This window comes from Baekduia alba (assembly GCF_028416635.1).
GTDB classification, from domain to species: Bacteria; Actinomycetota; Thermoleophilia; order Solirubrobacterales; family Solirubrobacteraceae; genus Baekduia; species Baekduia alba.
In genome coordinates, this window is record NZ_CP114013.1 from 4,368,356 (window position 1) to 4,385,253 (window position 16,898).

At 72.6% G+C, this 16,898-nt stretch carries 17 protein-coding genes; 6 read left to right on the forward strand and 11 right to left on the reverse strand.

Going from position 1 to position 16,898, the window contains the following annotated elements:
* Positions 1 to 19: 19 nt before the first annotated feature.
* Positions 20 to 640: an ATP-dependent Clp protease proteolytic subunit gene (locus DSM104299_RS21895; protein ID WP_272473785.1), complete on the reverse strand. Its 621-nt coding sequence runs from the start codon at positions 638 to 640 to the stop codon at positions 20 to 22.
* A 64-nt stretch (positions 641 to 704) separates the two neighbouring features.
* Between DSM104299_RS21895 and DSM104299_RS21900 the strand changes: the two genes are divergently transcribed.
* Both DSM104299_RS21900 and DSM104299_RS21905 read left to right on the forward strand, forming a co-directional pair.
* Positions 705 to 1,127, forward strand: a complete 423-nt coding sequence (locus DSM104299_RS21900; protein WP_272473786.1) for an SRPBCC domain-containing protein — start codon at positions 705 to 707, stop codon at positions 1,125 to 1,127.
* Complete coding sequence (locus DSM104299_RS21905; RefSeq protein WP_272473787.1) at positions 1,124 to 1,444, forward strand: ArsR/SmtB family transcription factor; 321 nt, start codon at positions 1,124 to 1,126, stop codon at positions 1,442 to 1,444. The genes DSM104299_RS21900 and DSM104299_RS21905 overlap by 4 nt, the downstream gene beginning before the upstream one ends.
* A gap of 391 nt (positions 1,445 to 1,835) precedes the next feature.
* Here the strand turns inward: DSM104299_RS21905 and DSM104299_RS21910 are convergent, their stop codons facing one another.
* The 4 genes from DSM104299_RS21910 to DSM104299_RS21925 form a co-directional block, all read right to left on the reverse strand.
* Positions 1,836 to 2,639 carry a class I SAM-dependent methyltransferase gene (locus DSM104299_RS21910; RefSeq protein ID WP_272473788.1) on the reverse strand — a complete coding sequence of 268 codons (804 nt, stop codon included), beginning with the start codon at positions 2,637 to 2,639 and terminating at the stop codon, positions 1,836 to 1,838.
* Positions 2,612 to 3,331 carry a GGDEF domain-containing protein gene (locus tag DSM104299_RS21915; protein ID WP_272473789.1) on the reverse strand — a complete coding sequence of 240 codons (720 nt, stop codon included), beginning with the start codon at positions 3,329 to 3,331 and terminating at the stop codon, positions 2,612 to 2,614. Before DSM104299_RS21915 ends, DSM104299_RS21910 begins: the two co-directional genes overlap by 28 nt.
* 67 nt (positions 3,332 to 3,398) lie before the next feature.
* The gene (locus DSM104299_RS21920; RefSeq protein ID WP_272473790.1) at positions 3,399 to 4,364 is read right to left on the reverse strand and encodes a 4-hydroxy-3-methylbut-2-enyl diphosphate reductase; all 966 of its coding nucleotides are present in this window, start codon (positions 4,362 to 4,364) and stop codon (positions 3,399 to 3,401) included.
* A gap of 63 nt (positions 4,365 to 4,427) precedes the next feature.
* Complete coding sequence (locus tag DSM104299_RS21925; protein WP_272473791.1) at positions 4,428 to 5,459, reverse strand: M28 family metallopeptidase; 1,032 nt, start codon at positions 5,457 to 5,459, stop codon at positions 4,428 to 4,430.
* A 114-nt stretch (positions 5,460 to 5,573) separates the two neighbouring features.
* On the opposite strand from DSM104299_RS21925, the gene DSM104299_RS21930 reads away from it, so the two are divergent.
* Positions 5,574 to 7,058 carry a WS/DGAT/MGAT family O-acyltransferase gene (locus tag DSM104299_RS21930; protein ID WP_272473792.1) on the forward strand — a complete coding sequence of 495 codons (1,485 nt, stop codon included), beginning with the start codon at positions 5,574 to 5,576 and terminating at the stop codon, positions 7,056 to 7,058.
* 6 nt (positions 7,059 to 7,064) lie between these two features.
* Here the strand turns inward: DSM104299_RS21930 and DSM104299_RS21935 are convergent, their stop codons facing one another.
* Positions 7,065 to 8,684 (reverse strand): S8 family peptidase, encoded by a 1,620-nt coding sequence (locus tag DSM104299_RS21935; protein ID WP_272473793.1) that lies wholly within the window; start codon positions 8,682 to 8,684, stop codon positions 7,065 to 7,067.
* A gap of 67 nt (positions 8,685 to 8,751) precedes the next feature.
* Positions 8,752 to 9,048: a metal-sulfur cluster assembly factor gene (locus DSM104299_RS21940; RefSeq protein ID WP_272473794.1), complete on the reverse strand. Its 297-nt coding sequence runs from the start codon at positions 9,046 to 9,048 to the stop codon at positions 8,752 to 8,754.
* A 70-nt stretch (positions 9,049 to 9,118) separates the two neighbouring features.
* On the opposite strand from DSM104299_RS21940, the gene DSM104299_RS21945 reads away from it, so the two are divergent.
* From DSM104299_RS21945 to DSM104299_RS21955, 3 genes are all read left to right on the forward strand, one after another.
* A complete protein-coding gene (locus tag DSM104299_RS21945) occupies positions 9,119 to 9,406 on the forward strand; it encodes an STAS domain-containing protein (protein ID WP_272473795.1) in 288 nt (95 codons plus the stop codon).
* 83 nt (positions 9,407 to 9,489) lie between these two features.
* On the forward strand, positions 9,490 to 9,972 hold the full coding sequence (locus tag DSM104299_RS21950; RefSeq protein WP_272473796.1) for an FxsA family protein: 483 nt from the start codon (positions 9,490 to 9,492) through the stop codon (positions 9,970 to 9,972).
* Positions 9,969 to 10,889, forward strand: a complete 921-nt coding sequence (locus DSM104299_RS21955; RefSeq protein ID WP_272473797.1) for a DUF7064 domain-containing protein — start codon at positions 9,969 to 9,971, stop codon at positions 10,887 to 10,889. Before DSM104299_RS21950 ends, DSM104299_RS21955 begins: the two co-directional genes overlap by 4 nt.
* Before the next feature lie 113 nt (positions 10,890 to 11,002).
* Here the strand turns inward: DSM104299_RS21955 and DSM104299_RS21960 are convergent, their stop codons facing one another.
* The 4 genes from DSM104299_RS21960 to DSM104299_RS21975 all read right to left on the reverse strand — a co-directional run bounded on the left by DSM104299_RS21960 (position 11,003) and on the right by DSM104299_RS21975 (position 16,891).
* Positions 11,003 to 11,458 carry a hypothetical protein gene (locus DSM104299_RS21960; protein ID WP_027005982.1) on the reverse strand — a complete coding sequence of 152 codons (456 nt, stop codon included), beginning with the start codon at positions 11,456 to 11,458 and terminating at the stop codon, positions 11,003 to 11,005.
* A 146-nt stretch (positions 11,459 to 11,604) separates the two neighbouring features.
* Positions 11,605 to 13,299 (reverse strand): Ig-like domain-containing protein, encoded by a 1,695-nt coding sequence (locus tag DSM104299_RS21965; RefSeq protein ID WP_272473798.1) that lies wholly within the window; start codon positions 13,297 to 13,299, stop codon positions 11,605 to 11,607.
* A 54-nt stretch (positions 13,300 to 13,353) separates the two neighbouring features.
* Positions 13,354 to 14,784 carry a S8 family peptidase gene (locus DSM104299_RS21970; protein ID WP_272473799.1) on the reverse strand — a complete coding sequence of 477 codons (1,431 nt, stop codon included), beginning with the start codon at positions 14,782 to 14,784 and terminating at the stop codon, positions 13,354 to 13,356.
* 85 nt (positions 14,785 to 14,869) lie between these two features.
* Positions 14,870 to 16,891 (reverse strand): hypothetical protein, encoded by a 2,022-nt coding sequence (locus tag DSM104299_RS21975; protein WP_272473800.1) that lies wholly within the window; start codon positions 16,889 to 16,891, stop codon positions 14,870 to 14,872.
* Positions 16,892 to 16,898: the final 7 nt, after the last annotated feature.

The following is a 16,898-nucleotide window of genomic DNA, read 5'->3' on the forward strand; positions in this document are numbered from 1 at the left end:
CCCTCCGGGGAGCGAGGGGTCAGGCCAGGCCGGCCGCCTTGCGGTGCGCGAACGCCTCGCGGCGGTTGGCGATGACGCGGTCGATGAGGCCGTAGCCCGTAGCCTCCTGCGCGGTGAAGTAGCGGTCGCGCTCGATGTCGGCCTTGACCCGCGACTGGTCCTGGCCGGTGTGGTGGGCGTAGATCTCCTCGTAGCGCGTGCGCAGGGCGATCGCCTCGCGCGCGTGGATCTCCATGTCGGTCGTCTGCCCCTGGTAGGAGCCGTGCGGCTGGTGGATGAGGATCCGCGCGTTGGGCAGCGCCATGCGCTTGCCCTCCGCCCCGCCGGCCAGGACGAGCGAACCGCCGGACATCGCGATGCCGCAGCAGATCGTCGCGACGTCGCAGGCCACGAACTGCATCGCGTCGTACATCGCGAGCGCCGCGTAGGCGTCGCCGCCCGGGGAGTTGACGTACACGTTGATGTCCTTGTCGGGGTCGTCGGCCTCCAGGTGCAGCAGCTGGGCGACGACGAGGTTGGCGATCTCAGCGTCGATCACGCTGCCGAGGAACACGACGCGGTCGTTGAGGAGCCGGGAGTAGATGTCGAACGAGCGCTCGCCGCGCGGGGACTGCTCGACGACCATGGGGACGAGGGGCATGGGGTGGGTCTCCTTTCTGCAACCGTTTGGTTGCACGTTGGCGAGCACGATAGCATCCGCAACCATGGAGTTGCACGAAGAGATCGGCGCCGTCCGGCGCGAGACCGTCCTCGACGCACCCCGCGACGCGGTCTGGGCACTCGTCGCCGAGCCCGAGGGCCTAGCGACCTGGCTGGCCGACGACGTCGACCTCGACGCGGTCGAGCCCGGCGCGCGCGGCACCGTGACCGAGAACGGCGAGGAGCGGCTCGTCACGATCGAAGAGGTCGAGGACGGCCGGCGCGTCGCCCTGTCCTGGTGCGCGCCCGGCGGCGACCCGACGCTCGTGGAGCTGACGCTCGACGACGCGGACGGCGACGCCGACGGCGAGGGCCGCCGCACGCGCATGGTCGTCGTCGAGCTGCCGCTCGTGGCGCTGCGCATCGCGGCCGCGCAGTCGATCGGCGCGCTGAGCGCCGCGCGCGGGCCGCAGATGGCCTTCGCGTGATCGACGTGGCCGACCGCGATCCCGGACCCGTCTTCGCCGCCCTCGCCGACCCGACCCGGCGCGAGGTCGTGCGCATGCTGGCCGCCCAGCCGGGGCTGACCGCGTCCGCGCTGGCCGGCGAGCTGCCGGTCAGCCGCCAGGCGATCGCCAAGCACCTGGCGCAGCTGCGCGACGCGGGCCTCGCCTCCGCCGAGCACGCGGGCCGCGAGACGCGCTACCGCCTCACGCCCGAGCCGCTCGCCGGCGCGATGGCCTGGATGGTCGCGGCCGGCGGCCAGTGGGACACGCGCCTGGAGCGCCTCAAGCGCCAGCTCTAGACCGGCTCGCCGCCGACGCCGGGCGGGCACGCCGAAGAGGTCGACGACGGCCACCTCGCGCGCCCAGTCGCCGTAGACGCCGACCACGGACTCGGTCAGGTGGTGGATGATCGCGGGCGCCGTGGCGTCGGGGCGATGAGCCGTCCAGGGCGGCGCGCCACGCGCCGGCGCCGCGGGCGAGCCACGTCTCGATCGCCGGCCGCTGGGCCGCGGCGAGGCTGACGGTCCGCCGGCGGCGGTCGGCCTCGTCCTCGACGCGCTCCAGCACGCCCTTGCGGTGCAGCTCGCCCACCAAGCCGCTGACCGCCGCCGAGCGCCGCCGAGCGCCGCGTGGTCGTCGACACGCTGCGCGCCTACGAGGCCGGCATGGCCGACGACGCGTGACGCGCCGTCAGGCCGCGGCCTTGCGCGCGGTCCAGATCTCCTCGCACGGCCACTGCTGCGACCAGCCGCGCGCGACGTAGAAGCGCACCTCGTCGGGGTCGCCGCCGGGCGGCGTGTACAGCTCGCGCAGGCCGACGTCCTCGAAGCCCGTCTCGCGCAGCAAGGCCATCATGTCGCTGTGGGACAGGTGGAACTCGACGCTCGGGTCGTCGTCGGACTCGACACGGCGCAGGCCGCGCTGGGGGCGCACCAGCTCGGTGCCGATCGGGACGTCGGTCGGCGGCGCGACCAGCAGCGCGAGCACGCTGTTGGTCAAGAACACCAACCTGCCTCCGGGACGCAGCAGCCGGTGCGCCTCCGGGATCCACGCGTACGGGTCGGCCCACAGCGACGCGCCGTACTCGCTGAAGGCGAGGTCGAAGCCCGCGTCGGGCAGTGGGACGCGCTCGGCCGAGGCGTGGATCAGCGGGAAGTCCACGCCGTGCCTGGCCTGCATCGCCCGCGCGGTCGCCAGCTGGTTCTCGGCCAGGTCGACGCCGACCGGGCGCGCGCCGGCGCGGGCCAGCCACGCCGACCAGTAGGCGGTGCCGCAGCCGAGCTCGACGACGTCGGCGCCGTCGAGGTCGACGTCCTGGGGCAGCGCGCGCAGGTCGTGCTCGGGGATGCGCCAGATGCCCCAGTGCGGCTGGGTGCCTGGGTCCCAGTCGCGCTCGGCGCCGGCGACCCAGTCGCCGGCGTTGGCGTTCCAGTCGGCGCGGTTGCGCGCCTCGTGGTCGCGGAGGTTCAGGCCGCGGTCGTCGGGGTCGCCCATGCGGCGACCGTACCGTCCACGCTCGCGGGCGCGTCGGCGTCGGCCAGCAGGAGGGCCGCACGGCGTCGTTCCTTGGTGCGGCGGAGGTCGAGGTCGGCCTTCTCGAGCAGGTCGTCCGGCGTGGCGCCGTCCTGCGGGAAGATCGCGACGCCGATCGACGCGCGGACCGGCGCGTGGTCGGCCGCCTCGATCGTGCCCAGCGCCTCTTCGATGCGCTGGGCGAGCATCGTCGCGCCGTCGACGTCGGCCTCGGGCAGCAGCACGGAGAACTCGTCGCCGCCCTGGCGGGCGACCACGTCGCTGCCGCGGACGTTCTCGACCAAGATCCGGCCGACCTCCTGGAGCAGGCGATCGCCCTCCAGATGGCCGTGCGCCTCGTTGATCTCCTTGAAGCGGTCGACGTCGAGCGTCAGCAGGGCGAAGCGCTGCGGGTCCTGCGCGGTCTGCGCGTGCAGCGTCTCGTGGAGCTTGCGGTAGTTGCCGACGCCCGTCAGCGGATCGTGCTGGGACGCGCGGCGCCACTCGCTCGCCCCGCGCTCGGCGCGGCGGGCGCGCAGCAGCGCGACGGCGGCGGCCGCGGCGAAGCACGCGGTGGCCACCGGCCAGGCCGAGAAGGCCACCGCGGCGACGAGGCCGGCGATGGCGAGGGCGGCGTGGCTGATCACGCCCACGATCGGAGTGCGGAGGGACATTCCACACCGAGTCGTCGGCCGCACGGCGACGCCACTTGAGGCCGGAACGCCCTGCTCAACCGAAGTTTCAGGCGGGCTGCGCGGCGGCCATCGCCTGGCGGATGGCCTTGGGGAGCATGAAGCGGACGTCCTCCTGGACGACCTGGAACTCCTCGACCTGCTCGGTCCCGCGCTCGCGGAAGAAGTCGACGAGGCGCTGGACGAGCTCCTCCGGCGCGCTGGCGCCCGACGAGATGCCGACGACCGTGCGGCCCTCGAGCCACGCCTCGTCGATCTCGGAGACGTCGTCGATCAGGTGCGCATCGGTCCCGAGCTCGCGCGTGACCTGCACGAGGCGGTTGGAGTTCGACGAGTTCTTGGAGCCGATCACCAGCAGCAGGTCGCAGTGCGCGGCCATCTGCTTGACCGCCGCCTGGCGGTTGGTGGTGGCGTAGCAGATGTCATCCGTGCGCGGCCCGGTGATCGCCGGGAACTTCTCGCGCAGGCGGTTGATGATCGCGCGGGTCTCGTCGACGCTCAGCGTGGTCTGCGAGATGTAGGCGATCTTGTCGGGGTCGGCGACGGTGAGCGCGTCGACGTCGTCCTCGGTCTCGACCAGGACGATGTGCTCGGGCGCCTCGCCCATCGTGCCCTCGACCTCCTCGTGGCCGGCGTGGCCGATGAGGACGATCGTGTAGCCCTCGGAGGCGAACTTGACCGCCTCGCGGTGGACCTTGGTCACCAGCGGGCAGGTCGCGTCGATCGTGTTGAGCTGGCGCTCCGCGGCGTCGGCGTGGACGGCCGGCGAGACGCCGTGGGCGGAGAAGACGGTGGTCGCGCCGGCGGGGACGGTGTCGTCCAGCTCGTCGACGAAGATCGCCCCGCGCGCGCGCAGCTGCTCCACGACGTGCTTGTTGTGGACGATCTCCTTGCGGACGTAGACGGGCGCGCCGTAGAGCTCCAGCGCACGCTCGACGGTCTGCACGGCACGGTCGACCCCTGCGCAGTACCCGCGCGGGGCCGCCAGGAGGAGCTTCTCGACGGTGGCGGCCATTCGCGGCCAGTGTAGAGCGCCCCGAAGGCCAGACCGCGGGTTCGCCCCCTGGGCGAACACCCGCTAGGGAGCCTGGCCCTCTGGGCCAGCGTTCCCCGGCCAGTCCTTGATCAGCTGCACGATCGTCTCCCCCACCGCGTCGACGCTGTCGACCGACAGCTTGTCGTAGGTGTCGTCGACGGTGTCCTTGTACTTGTAGGACCAGTCGATGAGGTCGACGGCCGGGATGCTGGCGCGCAGGAACGGCGTGTGGTCGTCGAAGATCGCGGTCTCGGCCTTGTCGGGGAAGATCGCCTGGACCCCGACCTGCCCGGCCGCGTCGCGCACCTGCTGCCACAGCGACTGCGTCGACGAGCCCTCGCGCGGGAGGCGGACGCCCTTGTTGCCCATGTAGTCGAGCAGGACCATCGCCCGGACCTCCTCCGCATGCAGCTGGACGTAGGCCTTGGAGCCGCGCAGCGCGTCGCGGTAGAAGTCGTCGGTCGGGTGCGGCTCCTCCTCGCCGTCGAAGAGGACGAAGCGGATGCCGGGGCTGATCGCGCTGCGCGTGACGCCCTTGAGCGCGGCGGCCAGCTCGACGACCGTGCCCACCGCGGCCGCCGCGTCGTTGGCGCCGACGAAGCCCTTGGGGTGGTACTCGGTGTCGTAGTGGGCCCCGATGACGATCACCGGCCCCGGGCCCGGCAGGTCGCCGACGATGTTGCGCAGAGGGTGGGTGGGACCGGTTCCCTGGATCGGCTCGAAGCGCCCGTTGGGCAGCTGCGCCTTCAGCTTCTCGGCGACGGCGCGCAGCGTCTCCGAGCCCGCGGGGCGCGTGCCGGCGTCGACCTGCATCTTCGCGATCGCCATCGCCTTGTCGGCGTCGAAGCGGTGAGCCGTCGCCCTGGGCACGGTGCCGGGCCGGACGGTCGTCGTGATCGGCTTGTCCGCGTCGGAGTCGCCGCCCCCACCGAGGAACGGGAAGCCGTGGAGGGTCAGCGCGATCAGCCCGCCGAAGAGGATCAGCTGGCCGACGAGCGCGAAGACCAGCAGCTTCACGGAGAGGCGACCGCCGGAGTCGTCGTCGGTGGGTTGCGGCTCTTGCTGGTCGGCCATCTGCGACCCGGCACGGTACCCGCCAGACCGGGTGGGAGAGCCGGCTGAATCCCCTGCACCGCTCGCGATCCCGGAGTAGGGTGGCGATCACGACGTGAATCGGGGGAGCATGGGATGGCACAGCAGCATCTGGATCGACTGACGGCGGTCGACGCCTCCTTCCTGGCGCAGGAGGGACCTGCGTCGCACATGCACATCGGCGGCATCGTCATCTGCGAGGGGCCCGCGCCGGGCTACGAGGAGATGCTCGACCACATCCGGACGCGGCTGCACCTCGTGCCGCGCTACCGCCAGCGGCTCGCGCAGCCGCCGCTGGAGACCGGGCGGCCGCTGTGGGTCGACGACCCCACGTTCAACCTCGAGTACCACGTGCGCCAGACCGCGCTGCCGGCGCCGGGCGCCGAGGACCAGCTCATGCGGCTGACCGCGCGGATCATGTCCCAGCAGTTGGACCGGTCCAAGCCGCTGTGGGAGATGTGGATCGTCGAAGGGCTCGACGACGGCGGGTTCGCCGTGGTCTCCAAGACCCATCACGCGATGGTCGACGGCATCAGCGGCGTCGACCTGGCGACCGTGATGTTCGACCTCTCCCCCGTGCCGGTCGCGCCGCCCCATCCCGACGAGCCGTGGCAGCCGCACGTCGAGCCGACGGGCGCGGAGCTCGTCGCCGGCGGCGCGCTCGGGCTGGCGCGCGTGGTGGCCGGCGGGGTCGCGGGCGCCGTGTCGCTGGCGCGCAACCCGTCGGCGTCGCTGCGCGCGCTGAGCGAGGCCGGCCAGGGGCTCGGCGAGGTCGCGTGGGCGGGGCTGAACCCGGCGCCGCCGACGCCGCTGAACGTCGAGATCGGGCCGCACCGGCGCTACCGCGTGGTGCGCAACCGGCTGACGGACTTCAAGGAGGTCAAGAACGCGTTCGGCGGGACGGTCAACGACGTGGTCCTGACCGTCGTGACCGGCGCGCTGCGCGACTGGCTGCACTCGCGCGGGGTCCGGACCGAGGGCCTGGAGCTGCGGGCGCTGGTCCCGGTGTCGACGCGCAGCAGCGACGAGCGCGGCTCGCTGGGCAACCGCATCACGGTCATGCGCGGGCCGCTGCCGGTCTACATCGCCGACCCGATCGCGCGGCTGCGCGCGGTCAAGGCGGCGATGGACGGGCTGAAGGAGTCCAAGCAGGCAGTCGGCGCCGAGGTCCTGACCGGTGCGCAGTCCTTCGCGCCGCCGACGGTCCTGGCGCAGGCCTCGCGGCTGAACTTCTCGACGCGGCTGTTCAACCTCATCGTCACCAACGTGCCGGGGCCGCAGCTGCCGCTGTACGTGCGCGGCCGCGAGATGCACGACGTCTTCCCGGTCGCGTTCCTGCCCAAGGGCCACGGGCTCGCGGTGGCGATCATGTCCTACAACGGCCAGATGAACTTCGGCCTGCTGGGCGACTACGACGCGCTGCCCGACCTGGACCGGATCGGGGACGGCATCGAGGCGGCGCTGGCCGAGCTCCTCGCCCTGGCGCGCCGCCGGGGCGGCGCGGGGCGCGGCGACGCGAGCGTCAACGGCTCCGCGAACGGGCACGGCGCCGCGGCGCCGGCTCCGACGACCGCCCGGTAGGGACCTCTAGCGGCGGGCGACGCGCACGCTGGCGTCGGCCCTCGCCGGCGGCGGCTCGCGGTTGCCCGCGTGGTCGACGGCGATCGTGTAGAAGCTGTAGCGCCCGCCGTGGCGGCCGCGCAGGCGCATCGAGTGCGCGCGCGTCGTCTTGATCTTGCGGGCGGCGCGGCCGGGGAGCGCGCGCCAGATCTCGAAGTGGTCGATGCCGGAGGCGACGACACCGGCGACCGCGTCGTCGGCCCCGCGCCAGCGCAGCAGGATCGAGCGGCCGGTGACCTTCGGGTGCTGCAGCTGCGAGCTCGGCGCGTGCGCGTCGACCGAGCGGGCGGCGGCCACCGCGGCGCCCGCGTCCAGGATCCCCCAGCCGAGCTCCGGCGTCCACGCGACGTCGGGCGGGCGGCTCGCGGTCTGCTTGAGGATGCGCACCACGTCGGTTGGCGGCAGGTCCGGGTTGAGGTGGCGCATCAGCGCGGCGACGGCCGCGACCTGCGGCGCGCTCATCGACGTGCCGGGCAGGTAGGCATAGCGGTTGTCGCCGTTGAGGGTCGTGCGGCAGCGGCAGGGGTCGATCTTCTTGGCGGCGTCGCCGCGCTCGAGGTTGGTCGTCTGGGCGGGGAAGGCGCCGAGCAGGCCGGTCTGCCCGCCCGGCCCGTAGGTGCCGTAGGCCGCCATCGAGACCTGCGTGCCGCGGCCGGCGAACGTCGCGCGCTTGTCCTGGGCGCTGGCGGCCGTGACCGAGAGGCCGAAGTTCTGGTTGATGTCCGAACCGGAGTTGGTCGGCTGGAGCACGTTGGCGGGGTCGCCCTGCTCCTGGACGGGGTCGTCGGCGGCCGCGGCGACGAGCACCGCGCCCTTGCCGGCGGCGTACTGGAGGGCCTGGACGATCGCGGGCGCGGCGGCGAAGCGACCGTCGGTGCCGAAGCTCATGTTGATGGCCTCGGCGCCGTTGTCGGCGGCCCAGATGAGCGCCTGGGCGACGCTGCCCTCGGAGAGGTCGCTCTTGGCGATCAGGAGGCCGCAGCCCAGGCCGGCGCCCGCGATGCCGGCGCCGTTGTCGTGCTGCGCGCAGGCGAGCGACGCGACGTGCGTGCCGTGGCCGTCCTCGTCGACGGTCGGCGGGCCGTCGCCCAAGGTGTCGTCGAAGTCGGCGGACGCGATGATCTTGCCGGCGAGCTCGGGATGCGCGCCGTCGACGCCGGTGTCGATGACCGCGACCTTCGCGCCGTCGCCGCGGGCGAGGTCCCAGGCGGCGGTCAGGTTCTCGCGGGCCGCCCACCACTCGACGGTCGTGCCGGCCTCGCCGCGCTCGGGAGCGGTGAAGGCCGGGTCGCTGGGGACGTAGCGCAGCGTGAAGCGCCGCTCGGGGCGCACCGAGGCGACGCGGGGGTCGGCGCGGAGCCGCCGCGCGAGGGCGGCCAGCGACGCGCCCTTGGCCGGGGCGAGGGCGGCGAGCCGCAGCTGCGGCACCGTGACCGCGGCAGACCGGGCGCCGGCGCTCGCCGCGATGGCGTGGACGGCCGAGGCCTGCGCCTTGCCCGGCGACGGCGCCTTGACGGTGACCAGGAGGCGACCGGTGGTGTCGCCCGGGGCGCTCGCCGCATGGGCGACCGCGGGCGCCGCCGCCATGAGCGAAGCCCCGATCGCCGCCGCGGCTGCGAGCGCCGATCGCATAAGACCTTGTGAAGAAGCCGGGCTAGTAGCCCAGCGCGAACTTCGCGTCCTCGGACATCCGGTCCGGCGTCCAGGGCGGGCTGAACGTCATCGTGGACTCGACGGACGTCACACCGTCGAGCTCGGTCACGAACTCCTCGATCTGCTCGGAGACCTGGGGCCCGATCGGGCAGCCGGGCGACGTCAGCGAGAACGTGACGTGCACGTCGCCGGTCGAGACTTCGATCCCGTAGATGAGGCCGAGCTCGACGAAGTCGAGACCGAGCTCGGGATCGATCACGTTGGTGAGAGCGGCTTCTACATCCTCGACGGAGGGCATTGCCCTTGAGTCTAGCTCCGCGCCTGGGTAGGTTGGCGACGCCATCGTCTCCTACAGCGAACACCCCCCGGTGATCTGCTGTGTAGGGGACGAGGACCGGTCCACTCAAAGCCTGCGGAGGCCCGCGCTGTCCCGAGCGCTGCACGCCGGTGGAACGGTCCTCGTCGACCTTCACGAGCTGGTCTTCGCCGACCCCTCGTTGATGGTCGACCTGGCCATGGTCGCGCGGCGCCTGCGCCAGGCCGGCGGCCTCCTCCGCATCCGCGGCGCCCAGCCGCAGATCCAGCGTCTCATCGAGGTGGTCGGCCTGCACCGACTGCCGAACGTGATCCTGGAGCTCGCACCGGCGCCGGCCTGAGCCGGCCGCGGGGTTCGCCCCGCCGCGCCCTCGCCGGCCGTGCGCGCGGGCGCGTCCCGTGACCGCGTAGCCTTCGGTCCCGGATGCCCTTCCTGCTGCTGCTCGCCATCTTCGTGGTCGTGCCGATCCTGGAGATCTACGTGATCATCCAGGTCGGGCAGGCCATCGGCGCGTGGTGGACGATCGCCCTGCTGATCGCCGACTCGATCCTCGGCTCGTTGTTGATGAAGTCGCAGGGCCGCGCGGCCTGGCGGCGCTTCCAGATCGCCCTGTCGGAGGGGCGGATGCCGGCGCGCGAGGTCCTCGACGGCGTGCTGGTCATCTTCGGCGGAGCGTTCCTGCTCACGCCCGGGTTCTGCAGCGACATCGTCGGCGCGGTGCTCCTGATCCCGCCGACGCGCGCGATCATCCGGCGCGTGCTGATCCGCCGGTTCACGTTCCGCATCCTCGCCGACGCGCCGAGCCCGCAGTTCCGCCGGCGGCCGTCATCGGGCGGCGGCGGCGACGGCGGCGAGTTCGACGTCGAGGGCACCGCAACCGAGATCGACCCCCGGAGGCTTCCTTGACCGTCACCGTCGACACCGAGGCGCCGCGCGACCTCGCCGCGGGCCACAGCGACGCCGTCACCGTGGCGTTCAGCGACGACGCCGCCGACATCTGCGGCGTCGCGCGGATCGGCCGCGCCCTGGGCGACGACGGGTCGATCGTGACGAGCGGGCTCGCAGTCCTGTTCGCGGGCGGGTCGCCGATCGCGGTCCGCGCCGAGGGTGGTGTCCCGGCCGGCGAGGGCCTCGGCTGGGGTCGCGCCGAGGCCGCCGGCGTCTGGACCGAGGTCGTCGACCCGCTGCGCGCGTGGCGGATGCACTTCGACGACGAGGACGGGCAGCACGCGTTCCTGTTGGACTTGGAGGCCGTGTCCGCGCCGGCCGAGCTGGATGCCGACGCCCCCACCGCGAAGCTCGGCGGGATGCAGGGCTACGACCAGCTCGTGAAGGTCACCGGTCGCGTGACGATCGACGGCGTCGAGCGGACGTTCGCGGGCCGTGGCCAGCGCGGCCATTCCTGGGGCGCGCCGGATTGGGACAAGCTCGGCGTGGCGCGCACGCTCGGCGTCTGGCTGGACGGCGATGCCGGCGTCACGCTCACCGCCGTCCGCCCGGCCAAGGCGTCGTCGCACGCCGACGAGGCGATCCACGCCGTGCTGCTGGGCCGCGACGGCGAGACCGACGAGCCCGTGTCGGTCGTGGTCGCCGACCCCCGGATCTCGACGACCTACGACAGCGAAGGCCGCCAGCGCCACGCCGGCCTCGAGCTGTACGAGACCGACGAGTCCCCTTACGCCCGCCGCATCGCCGGCGAGGTGTCGTGCGGAACGACCCTCGACCTCGGCCGGCTGAGGCTGGACACCGCCTTCTTCACCTGGCGCATGGAGGGCCGCAGCGGCGTGGGCCGCTACGACGTGCTCCGGCGCGTGGAGGCGTAGGCGGGGCGGGGCCGCCTGCACGCGCTCCGGCCTGGCCCACGGCGCGCGTAGCGTGCGGCGGCGCAGGCCCAGGGCGCGGCGCGTGGCGCGGGCCCAGGGCGCGGCGCGTGGCGTTAGTTGTCGCTGCCGAGGCGGTCCCAGAGGTAGAGCTCGACGCATTCCTGCGCGAGCTCCATCGAGCGCTCGCGCGACAGGCGCGGCAGCACGGTCTCGAGGGCCTGCTCCTCGGCGACGCCGGCCTCGAACGCCTCTTCGCCGCGGAAGCCCGCGGCGATCTTCAGGGCCTCGCGGCGGTTCTCGCCGAGGGTCGGGAAGACGTTCATGAGGAAGTCGCGGTTGGCGATCGGCTGGCCGACCTCCAGCGATGCGTGCCACGCGGCGAGCATCGAGAGGTCGTGCTCGTCGAGGTCGGCGACGGCCTTGGCGTAGTGGGTATCCAGCTCGCGCTCGGGGATCTCATCCACCCACGCCCGCACGAGCTCGCCGAGCAGCTGCCGCCGGGCCTCGCGGCCGACGGACTCTGCGATGACGCGAATCGCGTCGTGAGGTTCGATGAAGCAGAGGGCCATGGAAGCTCCGGGCACTCGAGGTACTGGACGGCGCCAAGGTACGACCCCCATCGGACGGCAAAACCCCCTTTGTTCTCGCGCGTTTGGGATCTTCCTGCACGTTGCGATGATTTCCCGGCGGCGAAGTCGTCCGCCGCGTGTGGTTCTTACGCGCGCGTGCGTACTTTGGCCGTGCGGCTCTGAGGTGTCGTGTCGGCGTCGCCCGCGTAGCTGATCGTCACGGTCGCCGCCCGCTGCGCGGCGTAGCCGGGCGTCAGGGTCAGCGTCGTCCTGAACGCGCGACGGCGGATCGCGACGCGCTTGGTCAGCGTGTGCGTCCGGCCGTGGATCCGGGCGCGGTAGCGGATCGTGACCTTGCCGGACGCCTTGCTCGACACGCTGCCGCCGACGCTGATCTTGCGGCCGACGCGGCGCAGCGTCGTGAGCTTCAGCGTGGGGCTGCTCTTCTTGATCGCCGGCGGCGGGGGCGGTGTCATGCCTGGCGGAGGCGTGATCGGTGGCGTCGGGACGCAGGCGCAAGCCGGCGGCGGATCGACGGTGGGCGGCGGCGTGTAGGCGAGCGGGATCGTCGCCGCGGTCGCGGGGTCCGCGTGGCCCAGCGCGTCGCGCAGCCAGACGCGCAGCGTCGCCGCGCCCGCGTGCGGCAGGGTGATGTCGCCGAGCCCGGTGAGCGACGCTGCCACCTGCGTCGCGCCGCAGATCCCGTCCTGGCAGACCTGGTACTGCGCCTGGTCGATCGGCGAGCCGGCGTCCGCGGGCAGCGACCACGTCGCCGAGAAGCTGTTGACGTCGGCCGCAGCGCGCGGAGACGCGAGGCTCACCGGCGGAGCGGGCGCGGCGTTGTCGACCAGCAACGGCGCACCGCGCTGCACGGTCGTGGTGTTGCCCGCGGCATCCTCGACGCTGAGGACGATCGTGTGCGCGCCATCGGCGAGCCCCGCCGTCGGCAGCCCGACCGCTCCCGTCGGCTCATCCGTGCACGGCCGCGGTCGCGTGTAGCTGCAACCGCGCTGCAGCGTCGCGACGAGCGAGCCATCGGCGTAGACCCGCGTGGCGGCGATGCCGGTGAGATCGTTCGACGCGACCGCGAGCGGCAGCGTGCCCTGCGACCAGCCGGCGGTCGTCCACCCGTCACCGGTCGGGGTCCCGATGGACGGCGCGGTCGGGTCGGCGATCGTGAGGAACGCGCTGAAGATCATCACCTCCGCGTAGGTGACCGTGGCGCCGCCGATGCAGACGTTGTCGGGGTTGGGCCGGCAGTAGACGCCGGCGATGACCTTGTTGGTCGAGAGGTTCTGGAGGTCGGTGTAGGCCAGAACGTCGTTCCCGAAATTGCCGTCGTTCGGATACCAATCGGTCCCACCGACACCGCACACGTGGTGACCCGCCGCAAAGTCACACGAGTCGATGATCGCGTTACTCGCGCCCACGGCTGTGTACGGCTGCCAATGGTCTTCGAGTTGCTTGTACACCGATCGCCACCAGCGGACACGCGACACGACCGTGCCGGCAAGCGGCGAGAAAGAAAGCTCAGCACGATCGCCTGGCGCCGCGTCGGTGCCGCCCACGTCGCCCAAGCGATCGCTTATCCAAAGGCCCGCCTGTTGGAACTCGTTCGCCGCCCCGCCAGGGACGAGTCTCGACGGCGGACAATCGACGCCGGACGCCAGCGCCGTCGGGTTGTTGTTGGTGGTCTCGCTCCACCCTTCGGCCGATCCCGTCTCACCGCAGGACTGGATGACGAACCCGCCGCCGGCGACGAGCGGACCGACGTCGCCGGGCACGGGACGGGGTTGGCCGGACGCAGCGCTGACCGCCGCCAGCGACACGGCGGTGATCAACGCAGTCAGATGTCCAAGACGCACCAGCATTCGAGCGGTCGGCGAGGGAAGGCCCTACGTCCTCGGATGGACGATCAACGGCGCCGACGCTTCCCGCACCCCGGTTGGATCACGGTAGATGATCGACACCTGATTTAGCGTTCCCGAGACCCGAGTGCGCAGATGGTCCGCACGAATACGCACCGAGCGAGCGAGCGTCGGGAAGACCCCGCCCCGCTTGCGGGCATACACCTCGACCCGTGCTTCGATCCCCTTCGGCTTGCCCTTGAGCACGAGGGTCAACGTGCCGCGGCGAACGGTCAACGAACGGACGACCGGCCTGCCGAGCCGAGAACGCTGCTGCCCATCGCTCGGGACGATGCGCGCCGGCTCGGGGATGGACGACGGCGGCGCCGCCTCAGGCGCCGGCGCATCGATGACCGTCGTGGGCGCGTGCGCCTCCAGAGACGCCGTGGACGGCGTGGTGACGATCGGCGCCGGCACCGCGTCGTGCCCGGCGGCGAGCTGGGGAGCGAAGCCGGCACCCGTGAAGGCCGCCGCCACGTCGAGATACGGCCCGGCCGCGGTGGACCGCGCGTTGGCCCTCACGACCTGCTCGGCGGCGTCCACCCCCAGGCCCGGATCGAGACCGCGCAACTGCGTGAGGATCCCGGCGACGAACGCCGTCGCCTCGCTGGAGCCGCTGGCCCATGCGGCGTTGCCGGTCGCGTCCGGGCGCGCGACGTCGAGCGGACAGCCGGGCGCCCACAGATCCAGCTCCGGCCCCCACGAGGCGAACCCGCACCGAGCGCCGTCGTTGGCGGCGGCGCCGACGGCGAACGCCGGCGGGTAGCCCGCGGGCCAGTCGACCGTGCCGGTCGCGCCGTTGCCGGCCGCCGCGACGACGTTGAGGCCGTGGAGCCGCGCGTTGTCGATCATGTCCTGGAACGCGTTGCGCTGGGTGGTGTTGGCGGCGATGCCGCCGATGTCGCCGCCCAGGCTCAGCGAGACGACCTTGATGTTGTAGGCCGCGCGCTTGGCCATGCAGGTCTGCACCGCGGCCTGGACGTCGAAGCCCCCGAAGGACGTGCCGTCGCTGGAGGCGCGCACCGACACGACGTCGATCGACGGCGCGGCCCCGACCATCCCGAACCCGTCGTGCGGTGCCGAGGCGATCATCGCCATCAGCGTGCCGTGCTTGCCCGCGTTGAGGTCGGCGCCGGTGCCGCCGTCCGTGGCGAAGCGAGCGACCACGTTGGCGGTGTCGGGCGTGACGTCGTTGCCGGTGTCCACGATGCAGACCGCCGCCCGTCGGGCCGGTGCCGGGATCCAGGTCGAGTCGGTCGCGCGTGCCGCGGCCGCCTGGCCCGTGAAGACCTCCTCGGCATGGGCCGGGAAGGCGACGGCGAGCGCGAGCAGCAGGCCCGAGCCGAGCGCGCGGAAGATCCGGCGGCCGTGGCCCGCCGCCGAGGTCGCGCGAGGATGGGAGCCCGGAGCTTCCGACACGCCGCAACCCACGGCGGCGGGCATCGCCCGCCGCCGCGCGTCGCTGGTGAGCGGGGCGCCGAGGCGGCCCGCGACATCGGTGGCGCTAGCGGCCAACGGTGACCTTGACCGGCTTGGAGCTGACCGACACGTAGGGGTAGTCGACCTGCCCGCTGACGATCTGCACACGCAGGCGATAGACCACCGCGCGGTTGGTCCGCGTGAACCGGTAGCCGTACGAAAAGCGGCCGTTCTTGTCGGTCTTGATCTGGGCGAACGGGCGCCAGCGCTTGCCGTCCTTCCACTGGACCGCCAGCGCGACGCCGCGCTTCGGCACCAGCCCGCCGGCCAGCGCGCCGCGCAGGGTCACGGCCTGGCGGTTGTGCAGGTGCTTGCGGTTGGCCTTCAGCGCGACCTTCCCCTTGACCAGCACCTTCAGCGTGGCGGTGGCCCGCGCGACCGCATCGTCGGAGTACATGCGGTAGCCGACGGTGATCCCGCGCGACGCGCCCTGGGCGAGGCGGATCGTCGCGTGGCCGGCGCCGTCGGTCGTGACGTCCGAGGCCACGGCCGGGCGACCGCCGGTCTTGGTGGCGATCTCGAGCTTGGCGTCGGCGATCGGCTTGCCCGTCGTCGTGCAGGTCAGCTCGAGCTGGCCCATCGACGCCTTGCCGAAGCCGAGGCTCAACCGGCCGCCGCTGACGTGCTGGAACCGCAGCGTCGCCTTCTCGCCCGGGCATGCCACGCCTGCCGCCTCGCCGACGACGTGGCCGATGATCGTGTGCGTGGACGTGCTGCTGTTGTTGGTCGTCGTCGTTGTCGTGGTGGTGGTGGTCGGAAGGGCCGGCACGGTCACGACCGGCGTCGGAGCCGGAGGATCGGTCGACGGCTTGTCGGTGACCTCGGTGGCGCTCTTGGGCACGGTGACCTCGCCCGACTTGGCGGAGTAGACGGTTACGGAGTCGGCGACGTTGGTCGCCGTGCTGGCGAGCTTCAACGTGTGGCCGACGTCGTCGGACGTCGGGGTGTAGCTGAGCGTGCTGGCATCCGGGATCTGCGCGCAGTTGCCACCGTCGCGGTCACAGCGGAGCCAGGCGTACGCCATCGCGAGACTTGGGCCGGTCCACGCTCCGCCAGACAGGAAGGTCATCGCGACTCCAGCGTGCGGCGCCGAGAAAGCGTCAAAGCTCGCGTCTGTTTTGCTGATCACCGGAACCGCCGTGTTCACCGGCGGATGGTTCGCCACCAGCTTCGTCTCCGGCCCCCACACCAGCACCGAATTGCCCGCCGCATCTTCCAGCGTGACCTTCAGCGAGTGGTTGCCGTCCGCCAAGGCCGACGTGTCCAGCGTCGCCGCGGCGGTGGCCGAGAGCAGGCACGGCACGTTGCGGTCGTACTTGCGCGAGTCGAGGTCGCGGCAGTGGCCGCCGTTGCCGTCGACGACGGTGTCGGTCACCTCGGTCGCGCCGTCGAAGATCCGCGCCAGCGACAGCCCGGAGCCTAGGTCCGTCGCCGGGAACGACACGCCCACCGACCCCCTCAGCTTCGCCGCGGACGTCAACGCGCCGCTCACCGAACCGTGCGTCGGCGCGTAGTTGTCGTTGAGGCGCATCGTGACGCCGCTGATCCGGTAGGACGCGTTCTCGTTCGCCACGCACGTGTGCGGACCGCCGCACTGGAGCAGGAACTGCAGCGAGGATCCGCTCACGTCCGCCGAGTAGAAGCCGGCGCCGTTGTGGGCCGGCACGTCGACGAAGTAGTTGCGCGAGGCGTCGCGGCCGATCGTGTTCCAGTCGCCGCCGCCCAAGCCGGCGACCTCGTGGAGCCAGTCGATGTGGTTGAGCGTGGTGTTGGCCGGTGCCGCGAACGAGAACATCGTGTACTCGGGCGCCATGAACACGGTGCGGCCACCGCCGACGTTCCAGGTGCCGACGGCCCCGGCCGTCGACATCGACGCGCCGACGTAGCCGCGGCCCTGGGCGTCGCTCGAGACGCTCCAGCCTTCGGCGTTGGACCATCCGGGCATGAACGACATCACCTGGTAGGTGCCGGCGTTCGACATGGGCGCCATGACGGCCAGGCCGACCGCCGCGAGCAGCGTCGCCGCGCCCGCGCGCAGCAGGGCCATGGGGTTG